This window comes from Croceitalea dokdonensis DOKDO 023, from assembly GCF_001306415.1.
GTDB classification, from domain to species: domain Bacteria; phylum Bacteroidota; class Bacteroidia; order Flavobacteriales; family Flavobacteriaceae; genus Croceitalea; species Croceitalea dokdonensis.
Window position 1 is genome coordinate 268,163 of sequence record NZ_LDJX01000002.1, and the last position, 14,659, is coordinate 282,821.

A 14,659-nucleotide genomic window follows, 5' to 3' on the forward strand; every position below is an offset into this window, starting at 1 on the left:
AATGTGCTAATAAATCCATAAAAAACCAAGGATTGGAGCACGATTTGCCTTCCATTTGTTAAAATCTGTTGAATATTTTGCATAAAATCATTAAACAAAGATTTTTACCATATAAATCACAATATTTTAACAATTATAAAACATGTTTTACCCAAAAAAATCTTTTGACATTTCTAAAAATATAAATTGGGAGTAGCCCATTAATTCTAATGCCATGTGGTTACCTTAGAGCCCGTTTTAACTTTGGTTATGTTGTTACCCTTTTACAAAACCCAGAATGAAGCAGGCACTGATGAAGCCGGACGTGGCTGTTTGGCCGGACCGGTAACCGCGGCCGCCATTATTTTGCCCAAAGGATTTGCCAATGAAACCCTCCAAGACTCCAAACAACTATCTGAAAAAAAAAGGCTGCAGCTGCTTCCCTTATTAAAGGAGGTAGCGGTAAGCTACGGGGTTTGCCATGTTCCAGAGCCGGAAATTGATGATATTAACATTCTAAATGCCGCTATTTTGGCCATGCATCGGTCCTTGGCACAATTAACGGTAAGGCCTAGCTTAATTTTAGTGGATGGCAACCGGTTTAAGCCCTTTGGTGAAATCCCATTTGAATGCATCATCAAGGGAGATTCCAAATATATGAGTATTGCCGCTGCATCCGTATTGGCCAAAACTTCCAGAGATGCCGTAATGCTAAGATTACACGAAGAATACCCTATGTACAATTGGAAACAAAACAAAGGATACCCCACTAAAGAGCACCGGGAGGCCATCCGTACATACGGACTCACCAAATACCACCGAAAAAGCTTCAAACAATTACCAGGGCAATTGCGACTTGAAATACCTTAAAGCATGTAACTTTGTTTCTTTTGAAATGAAAACTCATGCGCATACGATATAGCTTTTATCTTGTTTTGTTGATTTTTGTGAGCGCCTGTGTTGAAAAACAACAGGATACTACTTCCCCGCTGCCTTATTTTTTGACCAATCCTGCTGCCATTATCAAAATAAACCATCTTGATGCCTTTAAAAGCGAGCTAAAGAATAATTCCATAATCACAGCTTTTGAGGATAGCCAAATCTATGCCCATATTCAGGAAAAAATGAAGGGGCTACATTACCTGGACTCCCCTACGGAATTAACCCTCGCATTCTATGAACAAGGAAAGGCCAATTTTGAGTTTTTGGCACTTGTAGACGATTTTACCCTTGTCCCTACAGAAAACATATCAGACCTAAGCCAAGAAAACTTTACGTATGAGGGAACCACCATTTCCCGGTATGCGTTTAATACCACAGCTATATTTGTCCATGATGTTAAGGGGAAAGTCCTTATATCCTCCTCCAAGATGCTACTTGAGAACACCATTAGGACAGCCTATAATAACCAACATCCCAAGGCTCTTGAAAAACTGATGTCCACAGCAAATCCCAACAAAACAGCCATCGTATTTATAAATTTAAAAGATGGCAAGACCTTATTTACCAATTTGATAGAGCAGGACGAAAACCAGATTGCCCGTTTTGCCGATTGGATGGCCCTTGACATTAATCCAAATCAAAATACGATTTTGTTGAGTGGGGTTACCCTTGCCAACGATTCCCTTACCAACTACCTTAATTTGTTCAAAGGAACTACCCCTCAACAACATACGAGTTTTAAATATGCACCTCAGAACAGCTCGTCCGTGTTGTCCTTCAACTTTGGGGACTACGCCACTTTTGCAGCTAATAAAAATAGATTTTTGGATGTGATCAAAACACCGGACACTATTTTTAATACTATTGAAGAAGTAGGACTGATTGCATTAGACCAAAAAAAGGCCGTGGTTTTAAACTCTTATGGCGCGGACAATCTTACGGCATATATCCTGGAAAACCAGGTTGCCAATGAAGCGTATCAGGGAAAAGAAATCTACCAAATAAATGCTAAGAATATTTTGGTCGAACACTTTAAACCTTTGGTTTCCAATGTTGAAAGCAATTATGTTTGTTTTATGGACAACGCCTTACTCTTTGCCAAGGATAAAGAAACCCTTAAAACCATAATCGCGAACGTAAAACTTGGCACCACTTTCGATAAAACAATTACCTATAAAAGTGTCCAAAGCAATTTGGCATCAGAATCATCCATATTTTTTGTAGCTAACCAAAAGGGAATCTCCAACCCCTTTCCACTAGGGTTTACAGATACATTTGCCAAGGATGTGGAAGATATTGATTTTTCTGAACATGCCTTCGCGGGACAATGGGTCATGGATACTGATTTTTTGCATACCAACCTACTCATTTCAAAATCCGAAAAAGAAACCATGGACTTAGGCGTTAACACCCTATTTACATTGGAATTGGATAGCGATTTGGCCACAAATCCCCAATTTGTGAAAAACCATAGAAACAATACGTTTGAAATTTTAGTGCAGGACATTGACCATAACCTATACCTTATCTCCCCAAAGGGAAAAGTAATCTGGAAAAAACAACTGGACGGCCCAATTAGAGGCAGTGTTCACCAAGTGGATATCTATAAAAATGGTAGGTTGCAATTGGCTTTTTGTACCAATAACCAATTTTTGGTTTTGGATAGAAATGGCACCGTTGTGGCTCCCTTCCAAATGTCTTATGAAGGTGGCAACCTTAATGAACTGGCTGTTTTTGATTATGAGAATACAAGGGATTATCGTTTTGTGGTCACCCAGGGAAACAAGACCTTCATGTACAACAATCGAGGTGCTATTGTAGATGGTTATACGTTTAAAGAAGCTAGCCATGGTATCGTAAGGGCACCCCAACATTTTAGGATAGCCAAAAAAGACTATTTGGTCTATCTATTGGACAACAATACCATCACCATCCGGCATCGTGCCGGTAGGGAACGCATCAAAGTGGATGCCTCCATCCCTTTTTCCAACAATCCACTTTTTCTCTACAAGAACAAATTTTCAATTACCGATACCAAGGGGGTGCTCCACCAAATAGATACCAAAGGTAACATCACCAAGACCAATTTTAACCTAAACGATGATCATGGCATGTATGCCACTTCCAAAACACTAGTGCTCATGGATGAAAACACCATTAGCATAAAGGGTAAAAAGGTGGTTTTAGAACTAGGAGTGTACACCAAACCAAAAATTTTCTACATCAAGGATAAAATCTACGTCACCGTAACCGATATACAAAATCAGCAAATTTACCTTTTTGACAGCCAGGCCAAACCCATTAAAAACTTTCCCATTTATGGAAATTCCCTTATTGATATGATGGATATGGACGGGGACAACAAGCTAGAACTGGTTGCCAAGGACCAAGACAACTCCATCATTACCTACAGAATGGAATACTAGCCGCTTATACAATTCTGGGTACAGGGTATACAAAGACCATCCTCTATATACTTTCAAATTTTATTTTTGGGCCCATACTACAAAACCCGAAAAACCATATTGAAAATGAAAAGAATAGGAAGGCTGTGCATACTGGTACTTACCATAACGCTATGTTCCAGTACAGCACAAGGACAATTCTTAAAAAAACTTGGAAAAAAAGCCCAAAAAGCTGCAGAACGCACTATTGAAAGGAGGGTAGAAAACGAGGCCTCCAAAAAAACCGACCAGACGTTAGATTCTATCTTGGAACCTAGAGGCGGAAACCAAAGAACACCCCAGGACAAAGGTTCCAAGGATGGTAATAACCAAAGGGAACAGGACATGCCCACAGTAGATTCCCCAAACACAACCTCTGGGAATGAGGTGGCTACAGAAAATCCAGCACTGGAAATCTATAGCAAATTCGATTTTGTGCCAGGCGACAAAACGTTATTTTTTGACGATTTTTCCAATGATTTTATCGGTGATTTCCCAGCTAAATGGAACACCGATGGCGGCGGTGAGGTAGTCACCATTGGAGAGGATAATTGGTTTGGCATGAAAATGTCCTCTTACTTTGTACCAGACGTTGGCCCCCTACCAGAGGAGTATACCATTGAGTTTGACCTCTACACCACGGGGCTGGACAGCCAAACGTCTTCACAGGCCATGCTGCATGTAATATTGGATGAAAGCGACAATTTTGGATACGGTAAAAACGTCGTTTATGCTTACTTGCCTTTTTGCCAGTATATAGCCCAAGGTATACGGATGTGGGGCAGAAAGGACGGAAAGGTGTTGGTAGACAATAGAATTTCTGCTGATATCAGGGAAATTATCAAAGGGAGGCCACATGTTTCCATTGCGGTGAACAAACAGCGTTTCCGGCTATGGATCAACGAAACCAAATATGTTGATATCCCCAGAATAGTCTCAGAAGGAAAGATCAATACACTTAAATTAGAACCTGTTGGATTTAAAGATGGCAAAGAGCAACTTTTTATCACCAATGTAAAAGTATCGGAAGGGGGCATAGATTTAAGAAGAAAGCTAATTGCTGAAGGAAAAATATCCACCAACGGAATTCTCTTTAAATCTGGCTCTGCTACCCTAAAGCCAGAATCTATGGGAATCATAAGGCAAATCTATCAGGTGCTGCAGCAGGATGCCAACCTAAGCCTTAGCATAGTGGGCCACACGGATAGCGATGGAAGTGATGCCATGAACATGGAACTATCCAAAAAACGGGCCGATGCAGTTAAAACAACCCTTGTAACTGTTTATGGGGTTGCCGGTGACAGGCTACTTACGGAGGGTAAGGGAGCCTCTGAACCTGTTGCGGACAATACTTCCGCTGATGGAAAGGCACAGAACAGAAGGGTAGAATTTATCAAACAATAATAATTTATCATGAAGAACATGTATTTGAAGACCATACTTATTTTTTTAATTTCATCCGTTGCCATTGCACAAAACAACTGTAGCAAATACTACCCTATGATAGAGGGTGCCTCTTTTGAATACACCAATTATGACAAAAAAGGAAAAACTGAAGGAACGGCTTCTTACCAGGTCACCAACGTTGCAGCTAATGGACCAAACACAACTGCAACCATGGCCATGGAACTAAACGATAAAAAGGGTCAGGAAATCTACCGCACGGATTATAGCTTTACCTGCACCGGAAATATGGTAAACGTGGATTACAACTCCCTGATACCTCCCAATATGTTGGAGCAGTACCGAGAAATGGAAATGGACATCACCGGCACCGATCTAGAACTTCCGAACGACTTAACCGTTGGCCAACAACTTAGCGATGCAAATGTTACGTTAAAAATGAGTATGGGCGGGGTAAACATGACAACGACCGTAGACTTAACCAACCGTGCCGTGGAAAAAAAGGAAACCGTGACCACCCCAGCTGGAACTTTTGATTGTTTTGTCATTTACACGGACAACAAAGTAAAAGCCATGATCATGAAACAATCCTTTCCTTCCCGGGTTTGGTTTGCAGCAGGGGTTGGCATGATCAAGCAAGAAAGCTATTCTAAAAACGGCAAACTAACGGGAAGTACGGTCTTGACCAGTTTTAAAAAATAAAAGCCAGATATTACCATTAACCAACACTACGGGCTTCCGTTGGCATCCCATAGAACACCCCGGCTTTTTAACCAAGTTGGGGGTTCATTTTTAAGGCTGGAGCTACTTATTGCTCTATATCCCTAGCGTAAAAGGCAATGAGTTCATTAGACTCAAACCTAGGATGTACCTCTATGGGATTACAGCACACTTCACAATCCTCTACATAGCATTGTTCTGTTATGGAACTGTCCAACAACATAGAGATTTCTTCCCAACAGTACGGACATTGAAAAAAATGTTCAAACATAACTAAAGGGCAACGTTCAATAATTGGCCAGTAAGCTGTAGCAACTGCAACTCCGCCAGTTTGGCGTTATATTTGGCCAAGTTCTTGCTGGTCTTTGCGTTTAAGAGGTTTAACTGTGCCTGCCGCAGTTCCACAGAGGTGATCTGTCCCAATTTGTATTGCTCATTAGAGCGAGTGTAATTTACGGTAGCCGTACTCACATTCTGCTCTTGCAGCCTGTATATCTGCAATCGGTTTTTATAGTTGCCCTCTGCATTGGCAATATCGCGGCGCACCTCTTGTTTGATCTGTTGCTCCAAAATTTCCTGGCTGTCCAGAAGCACCTTGGCATTTTTAATTTGGGTAATTCCGTTGCCCCCATCAAAAATATTCCAGGTTAGGGTGGCTCCCAATCCAAAATTTCTGGTATTGTTCACGTTTACCCCAGGGAAGAAGGCTCCTGGCGCATTTTGGTTCAGATTCCAACCATAAAAACCGGTTAATCCAACGGTTGGCAACAGCACCGACTTTCCGGACTTAAGAATATAATCGTTTATGGTAATGTTTTTTTCTGCCTGCAACATCCGTATGTTGTTTTGCTCACCAACCTCCAAAAACTCCTCCAATATTATGGGATTGGTAAAAACAATGGTGGTATCCACGTTATAAAGCTGGGACAAATCCTCGTTCAACAATACGTTAAGATCGCGTTGGGTATTTCTTAATAATTGTTTCTCGTTAATTAGGTTAATGCTGTCATTCACTAAATCCACCTCTGCGTTAAGAACATCAAGTTTATTGGTTTGCCCGTATTCAAAACTATAACCGGCACGTTGCAATCGGTTTTGGGTATTGTCATAGGTTTCCTTTAGCACCGCAATATTTTCCGTAAGGCGAGCTACCTCAAAATATACCGTGAACAGCTGTAGCATGGTGGTTTCTATGGTTTCCCTTGCCTGCAGCTCTGTAAGATTGTATTCTTCCTTTAAACGTTTATAGTCATACAGCCTACCCAACCCATCAAAAAGAATGTAGTTACTGCTTATTCCCGCTCCATACCGTTGTGCTTCCGCCTTATACAATTCTGTATCCGGCCTTGGTACTTGATTTCCATTTTCATCTGTAATAAACTGACCGGGAAATTCAAAAGTGGAATCATCACGTTGGTAGTTGGCATTGGCATTGGCCGTTACCGTCGGCAAAAAACCAGAATTCAAGATACTTTTGTTGTTTTCTGCCACCTTAACATTGTTTTGGGCAATCCTAACCCCAAAATTACGCTCCAGCATCATGGCGACCGCACCTTCTTTGGACAAACGCTGCTCTTGGGCAGTTACTCCAAAGCATAGAAAAAGTGCAAAAAGTACGCACCTGATAATCCTTTTTTGCATTATAAAATTTCTTCTAGTTGAGTTTTGTCGGCCTCCAAAGCGGTGCCGGATTCATTTAATTGCCCATTTGATTGGTTATCCAAGTTTCCCATATGGGCCTCCTCTTGCTGTTCTTTAATGGCTCGCTCCACTTCCTCTTTGGTTCGTTTGGTACCGGTAAACAACCACAACGTACCTGTTTTTAGGCTGTTGCTAAAAGATAGGAACAACGGCAACAAGAGCAAAGTGAGCACGGTGGCAAAACCAATACCGTAGGCTATGGAAATGGCCATGGGTTTTAAAAACTGTGCTTGGCGGCTTTTTTCAAACAATAGTGGCGCCAACCCTGCAATGGTGGTGACGGATGTCAAAAATATAGCTCGGAACCTGGACCTGCCTGCCTCAAAAAGGGCATCATCAAATACCATACCCTGCCTTAGGTTGCCATTGAACTTACCAATGAGCACCAAACCATCGTTAACCATTATACCGATAAGGGCAATAATTCCCAGCATGGATAGGATATTGATAGGAAAGCCCTGTAACCAATGGCCCCAAGCCACCGCAGTTAAACTAAAGGGCACCATGAGCAACAATAACAAAGGCTGACTGAAACTTCTGAACGTGAATGCGATAGTGAGATAAATTAAAAAAAGTACCGCCAACCCAACAAAATTTAAGGAATCAAAAAGCTTGTTCCTTTCCCTGTTCTGCCCTTCGTAAGAAGCTGTAACAGTTGGATATTTGGATTGTATCTCCGTCATAATCTCATTCTTGATCCAGCTAAGGATGTCCGGCGCACTGGTGGTCTCCGCATCCTTTAAATCTGCACTTATCTGTATTTCCCGTTGCCCTTCCAAATGATTAATGGCCACATCTCCCCGTGAAATCTTATAGGTGGCAATTTCTTTGAGCGGAATTCGCTGACCCGTTGGGGTTGCAATACGCATTTCATCCAAATCTGAAATAGAGGATCTATTATCCCTGTCATACCGCACCCAAACTCGTATCTCATCTTGGCCCCTCTGAAAGCGTTGCGCTTGTGCCCCAAAAAAACCGGCCCTTACTTGGTTCATAACAGTCCTTAGGTCCAAGCCAAGTAAATAGGCATTCTCTTTAAGTTCCAATTGGATTTCCTTGATTCCTGCTGGATCATTGTCCGTGACGTCTTTTAATAAGTCGTTGTTCAAAAGCGCCTGTTTTAACTCTGCTTTGGCTGCTTTAAGTTCCGTAATATTATTTCCCAGAAGGGACACGGAGACCGGGCTACCCCCAAAATTACCACCTGATCCGTACACCAAGCTTTCTACCCCAATAACTGGCCCCACTAACTCCCTAAGCCTTGTGGTAACCACATCCGAACGTATGGCATCCGGACGTTCTTCCCCTGGTAATAAGTTAATAACCAAACTTGCTGCAGATGAGCCGGGACCTACATTTTTAATGATATTCTCAAAAAGAACCTTATCTGTACCCTTTAAATACTGTTCCGTTAATTCTTCATTTACCACTAGAGCCTTTTCCTCGATTAGACTGATGATGGAATCGGTCACCTTTTCGTTGGTGCCGTTGGGCATCAATAATTCTATAGATACGCGGTCACTGGCAATTCTTGGAAAAAACGCTGTACGTATGATGCCGCCGCCGATGGATCCAAAGGTTAGGACAAGCCCCATCACAAAGAGGGAAAAAGTGAGTATTTTATATTTTAAAGCAAAACGTAGGGTAGGGCTATATAAATTATCCCTCATCCAACCCATAAAACGATCACCTGCCTTATTGATGACCCGCAGTTTGGCAAAAATTTTTCCTATTTCTGTTTTTGGGGTCTTTTGTTGTTGTTGCAGTGCTTTGGAGTGGGCCAAGTGGGCCGGTAGGATAATCAAGGCTTCCACTAAGGAAACGGTTAATGTCAATATCACGATAACGGAAACCTCTGCGAAGAAATCCCCAATGCGTCCATCCAGGAAAAGAAAAATGGAGAAGGCCAATATCGTGGTGATAATGGCGGAAACAATGGGCGGTATCACTTCCATAGTGCCATCCACGGCCGCTTGTACCGGGCTTTTACCCTTTTCATAGTGCTGATAAATGTTTTCAGCGATGACAATACCATCATCCACCAAAATCCCAATAACAATGATCATCCCAAACAAGGATAATACGTTTATGGTGACATTGAAAAGGGGTGCCAGTACAAACATTCCCAAAAATGCCACGGGCAATCCAAAAGCGACCCAAAAGGCAAGCCTTGTGTTCAGGAACAAGGACAAAAAGATGAGCACCAACAACATACCAACAATGGCATTCTCCGTCAATAGTTGGGTACGTTGGTTAAGGGTGATGCTCAAATCACTAACAACGTTAACTTCTACATTATTATATCTCTGGTTAAAATCCTCAAGATACTCCTTCACCTTTTCTGCCGAACCGATTAAATCTTCCGTATTGGTACTGGTAATGGTGACATTTACCGCAAGGTCCCCATTGTAATAAGATGCATTTGGTGTTTCAGAAAAACGGTCACGTACCTTGGCCACGTCCCTTAACCTTACGGTCTTTCCAGTGGCATCTGCCCTTATCACTATATTCAATAGCTCATCTGCATAGTATGATCGGTTATTGGCCCTAATTAGATACTCTTCCGCACTGGTCTTAATATTACCACCGGTCACCAATATATTGGCATTAGAAACAGCAGTTGCCACCTCATTGAAGGAAATAGCATAAGCCATAAGACTGTTTTCATCAACCGCAATCTCTATCTCCTCTTCCGGATAACCGGAAATGGCAATCTGTGAAATGCCATCAATTGCCCTAAGGTCATTTTCTATCTGACGGCCAATTTGCTTAAGCGTGGCCAGGGAAATCTGTTCCCCACTAATGGCAAAACTAATGGTTTGCCTTACGGCATCAAGTTTAGATACGATCAGGGGCTCCATCCCGGTAGGAAAGCTAGGAACACGGTCCACCGCATTCTTGACCTCCAACAGCATAAAATCAATATCTTGGCCCTTTTCAATTTCTACGTTGATGGATCCCGTATTCTCCCGGGACGTGGATGTGACCCGATCAACACCCTGTAGCCCTTTTAAATTGTCTTCAATTTTAAGTACAATGCCTTCCTCTATCTCTTGGGGCGACGCACCAGGGTATGTAATAAGAATTTGAATGTTCTTAGATTCCGTTAACGGGAAAAAAGATGATTTAAGTGATAGGGCACCCACCACACCAAATACCAAGAAAGCCAAAATAATGACATTGACCGCTACATGGTACCTAATAAAATATTCTATAACCTTTCTCATTTGGCAACGGTTTCTTTAGGTTCCGACCCAAAGATCCTAACCAGCATACCAGCGTAAGCACCGGCAACGGGTTTAGATACAATGGTTTCACCTTCAGGAACATCCTTTAGCACCACGGTCTTATCCGAGAAATACACAGGGGTAACATCTATGACATCAAGAACACTGTCACGTACCACATAAATTTGTTGATTTTCCGTAAGGAGGCTCCTGTCTATCTCAATGGCGTTCTCTTCATTTTTTGCATCTAGCTCCGCTTCCAAATACTGGCCCTCCTTTAGACCAGTCCCTGCAACCTCAATATATGCGGTCACCGTTTGTGAAGCTTGATCTACTTTGCCATTGACCCGCGACACTTTTCCGGCGTAAGTTTTGGTTTTTTCCAAATTGGTAAGGTTTACTGCGTTTCCCACCTCTAAAAAATCCGCATAAGACTTTCCAACGGCAACTTCAAGTTCGTACACATCCGTCTTTATAAATTCCCCAAGTTTCTGCCCAGCACGAACCAATGTACCTTCTGTCACCAGGGCCTCCGTCAAAATCCCGGAGAAAGGCGCATAAAGTTTGTACTTTGATAACCGCTGCTCTAAGTTTTTAACGTTATAGTAGTTATTAAAAATGCCCCTGCCAGAGATAAAGAACTTTTCCTTTTCATTGGTGATTTCCGGAAGTTTTGGGGTACTTTTTTGTACATCAAAGTTTGCAAGGTAAGCCTGCCATTTGGGATAATGTTCCGGATAATCCAATTGAAGGTCTGGCATAATGGAGGTGAGCAGGTTATAAAGATTGCTCTTTGCGGCTTGCACGCTGGCATAATATTCTGCGGCATCAATATTGATCAGCACCTGCCCTTGGCTGTACTCCTGCCCGGTTCTAAATAGCTGGCTCCCTTTTCTAAAAACCCCTTGCACCTCAGCAAAAAGCTCTACCCTGTTTTTTGCAACTAGGTTGCCATTTGCAGGAACTTTGATGGCAACAGTGCCGTTTTTTACGGTATCCACAAAAACCGTCTTCACTACTTTTTTAGGTTGGGGCCTTCTATTTTCCTTGCTATCAATAATAAGCTTGGCCCCGTAAAACGAGGCTCCCAGTACTAGAACTCCAATGACAATGGAGAGTATTAGTTTACGCATGCAGTTGGATTAGTTTTTGCAAAATTATTGCCATGCCTTACACAGCACGGTTAAATTCTTCTTAAAAGTTTTGCTATTAAACAAAAAAGGGGACGTACCTCTACGTCCCCGAACCAAACAAACTAAAGTATAACTAACTACTCATTATTGTCATCATCTTCAAATTTGGTATCTGCCGTGCGCGTACGCATGCGTTCCAGGTTAATTTCATTATATGGCCCCAAGGTGGTATCATCCGTATCAAAGACCAAAAACTGCTTGGCATCCATGAGCTTTAAACCTTTAAAGGACTTAAAACTGTTATTTTGTATTTGCAACACTTTTAAACTGGCCAATTGTCCAAACTCAACCGGAATTTCACCACCTAGCCTGTTGTTGGCCAACACCAATTCCTTTAAATGACCCAATTTACCCATTTCTTGGGGTAGGCTGCCTTCCAAGCCATTTTCAAACAGTCCCAAAACTTCCAGTTGGGTAAGCTCCCCAATGGATGCGGGAATAATTCCTTTTAAATTATTACTGGAAAGGTTAAATATCCTTAGGCCTTTAATATTCCCTACGGATTCTGGAATTGCTCCAGAGATAAAATTGTTGTACAAAGAAAGTTCTTCTAACCTATGCAACCTTCCAATACCATCTGGCAACGCCCCTTTTAATCTATTCATCTCCAATTTTAGAACCCTTAGATTTTCTAGTTTAACAATTGTCGTGGGCAGCTGACCGGTTAAATTGTTAAACGCAAGATTAAGATGGACAAGATGTGTGAGGTTGCCTATGCTTTGTGGCAGCGTCCCCTTTAAGCCATTGTTAAACAGGTTTAAGCCAACTACATGACCATTTTTAAGGGTTACGCCCTGCCAATTGCCCACATGGGACCCAATATCCCAACTTACGGTCCATTCCTCGCCATTGGTACTGTTATAAATATCCAACAAAGATTGCTTCTCTTCCTCCGCTATGATATCCAAAGCGAAACTGCTGTAACCAACACCCATACAAAGCAGATAAAAAACAACATATTTTTTGAGCATCCTTTTAGTATTTATAAGATTTTACTTACAAATAAATAAGAAGACTACAAATAAAGCAAAACAAAGAGGTGAAGAGTCTAAATACTGTTGTAAAACAAGTAATTAATGTGGTAAAGTAAGATATATCTTACATTTTATTCTCAAGTTGCGTAGAAATATGCTCCCATTCCTTCATCAAGCCCTCCAAATCCTTCTTAGCGCCATGGTAGGTATCAAAAAAAGATGGTTCCGCGACAGTTTTATCGTACTCCATGAGTAATTGATGGTCATAATCGGCTATGGCCTTTTCCAGCCCCGTTATTTTCCGCTCTATGGTACTTAACTTATTACGAAGCGATTTAAGTTGCTTTTGGCGCTGGTAATCATTGGTAGGCCTTTCCTTTTTTGCGGTGGCGGCAGCTTGTTCCTTTTTCTCAATGGCCCTGAAATTTTCTGCATTGCGCTCCTCTAGGTAAAAATTTATATCACCTAAATACTCTTTGATGCCCCCATCCTTAAATTCATAAACCTTATCCGTAAGACCCTGTAAAAAATCCCGATCATGCGAAACCAAAATCAAAGTACCTTCAAAATTGACCAAGGCCTGTTTTAAAACGTTTTTAGATTGGATATCCAAATGATTGGTGGGTTCATCCATGACCAAAACATTAAAGGGCTGCAGGAGCATCTTGGCCAATGCCAAACGATTGCGTTCCCCACCGGAGAGTACCTTTACATATTTATCAACTTCATCGCCACGAAAGAGAAAAGAGCCCAAAATATCCCGGACCTTACTTCTATTGGTTTCGTTGGCCGCATCAACCATGGTATCCAAAATGGTTTTATTGCCCTCTAAATATTCTGCCTGATTTTGCGCAAAATACCCTATCTGAACATTATGGCCCATTTTAAGGCGTCCTTGGTAATCCAGTTCCTGTACCAAGATCTTGGCAAGCGTTGTTTTTCCCTGCCCATTCTGGCCCACAAAGGCAGTTTTACTGCCACGTTCAATTAATAGGTTAATGTTCTTTAGCACCACTTTTTCCCCATAGCTTTTGTCCAATTGTTCCAATTCTGCCACTACTTTTCCAGGGGTTACGGAAACTGGAAACCTCAAATTCATCACGGCATTGTCATCCTCGTCCACGGCAATGCGGTCCAACTTATCCAATTTTTTAATGAGGGATTGCGCCATGGATGCCTTAGATGCCTTAGCCCTAAACTTTTCAATAAGCTTCTCTGTCTGCTGTATCTGCTTTTCTTGGTTCTTTTGGGCATTGAGTTGCTGTTCCTTTATCTCACTGCGGAGTTCTAGGTATTGGGAGTAGGGCTTGTTGTAATCGTATATACGCCCTAGGGAAATTTCAATGGATCGGTTGGTCACATTATCAAGAAACATCTTATCATGGGAAACAATGACCACGGCCCCCGTATAGTTCTTGAGAAACTGCTCTAGCCAAATGATGGACTCGATGTCCAAATGGTTGGTAGGTTCATCTAACAATAAAATATCATTTTTTTGGAGCAATAACTTGGCCAATTCTATCCGCATGCGCCAACCACCTGAAAAGGTATCGGTTTCCTTGTCAAAATCGGAACGTAAAAACCCTAGTCCCTGCAACACTTTTTCCGTATCCCCTTGGTAGTTGTAACCTCCGTGGATTTCATATTGATGGGTAAGCTCATTTAAGTCTACCATAAGTTGGTGATAGCCTTCACTTTCATAATCTGTGCGCTCCGCCAACTGGGTATTAACGTTTTCCAATTTGGCCTCAAGGCTTTTTATCTCGCTAAAGGCTTGATAAGCCTCTTCCAGAACGGTCCTGCCCTGTTCAAAATCAATATCCTGCCTTAAGAACCCAATTTTTATTTCCTTATCCGCCGCAATGGTGCCAGAATCTGGTTGCATGTCTTTACTTAGCAGTTTTAGCAAGGTTGATTTGCCAGCACCATTTTTACCGATAAGACCTACCCTATCCCCCGAGTTTAAACGAAAGGCAATCTCTTCAAACAGGTACTCCCCGCCAAAGGAAACAGAAAGGTTGTGGATATTTAACATGCTTTGTAATTGATGTTACCTACTGGGCAAAAGCGATTTT

Annotated in this window: 10 protein-coding genes; 4 read left to right on the plus strand and 6 right to left on the minus strand. The window is 41.8% G+C overall.

Translation table 11 applies throughout. The features are described 5' to 3' along the window. Nucleotides 1-249 precede the first annotated feature (249 nt). The 4 genes from I595_RS04705 to I595_RS04720 all read left to right on the plus strand — a co-directional run bounded on the left by I595_RS04705 (nt 250) and on the right by I595_RS04720 (nt 5,471). A complete protein-coding gene (locus tag I595_RS04705; protein ID WP_054558240.1) occupies nt 250-849 on the plus strand; it encodes a ribonuclease HII in 600 nt (199 codons plus the stop codon). 35 nt (nt 850-884) lie between these two features. Further along, entirely contained in the window at nt 885-3,347 is a 2,463-nt protein-coding gene (locus tag I595_RS04710; RefSeq protein WP_054558241.1) for a hypothetical protein, read from the plus strand. Between the two features lie 105 nt (nt 3,348-3,452). Continuing rightward, on the plus strand, nt 3,453-4,769 hold the full coding sequence (locus I595_RS04715; RefSeq protein ID WP_054558674.1) for an OmpA family protein: 1,317 nt from the start codon (nt 3,453-3,455) through the stop codon (nt 4,767-4,769). A gap of 9 nt (nt 4,770-4,778) precedes the next feature. Next, nucleotides 4,779-5,471, plus strand: a complete 693-nt coding sequence (locus I595_RS04720) for a TapB family protein (RefSeq protein WP_054558242.1) — start codon at nt 4,779-4,781, stop codon at nt 5,469-5,471. 106 nt (nt 5,472-5,577) lie between these two features. Here I595_RS04720 and I595_RS04725 read toward each other — a convergent pair whose 3' ends face one another. From I595_RS04725 to I595_RS04750, 6 genes are all read right to left on the minus strand, one after another. Continuing rightward, a complete protein-coding gene (locus tag I595_RS04725) occupies nt 5,578-5,760 on the minus strand; it encodes a CPXCG motif-containing cysteine-rich protein (protein ID WP_054558243.1) in 183 nt (60 codons plus the stop codon). Nucleotides 5,761-5,762: 2 nt separating this feature from the next. Continuing rightward, nucleotides 5,763-7,130 carry a TolC family protein gene (locus I595_RS04730; protein WP_054558244.1) on the minus strand — a complete coding sequence of 456 codons (1,368 nt, stop codon included), beginning with the start codon at nt 7,128-7,130 and terminating at the stop codon, nt 5,763-5,765. Beyond that, complete coding sequence (locus I595_RS04735) at nt 7,130-10,417, minus strand: efflux RND transporter permease subunit (protein WP_083467496.1); 3,288 nt, start codon at nt 10,415-10,417, stop codon at nt 7,130-7,132. The genes I595_RS04730 and I595_RS04735 overlap by 1 nt, the downstream gene beginning before the upstream one ends. Beyond that, the gene (locus I595_RS04740; RefSeq protein ID WP_054558245.1) at nt 10,414-11,550 is read right to left on the minus strand and encodes an efflux RND transporter periplasmic adaptor subunit; all 1,137 of its coding nucleotides are present in this window, start codon (nt 11,548-11,550) and stop codon (nt 10,414-10,416) included. Before I595_RS04740 ends, I595_RS04735 begins: the two co-directional genes overlap by 4 nt. Nucleotides 11,551-11,687: 137 nt before the next feature. After that, the gene (locus I595_RS04745) at nt 11,688-12,581 is read right to left on the minus strand and encodes a leucine-rich repeat domain-containing protein (protein ID WP_054558246.1); all 894 of its coding nucleotides are present in this window, start codon (nt 12,579-12,581) and stop codon (nt 11,688-11,690) included. A 127-nt stretch (nt 12,582-12,708) separates the two neighbouring features. Further along, nucleotides 12,709-14,619, minus strand: a complete 1,911-nt coding sequence (locus I595_RS04750; RefSeq protein WP_054558247.1) for an ABC-F family ATP-binding cassette domain-containing protein — start codon at nt 14,617-14,619, stop codon at nt 12,709-12,711. Nucleotides 14,620-14,659: the final 40 nt, after the last annotated feature.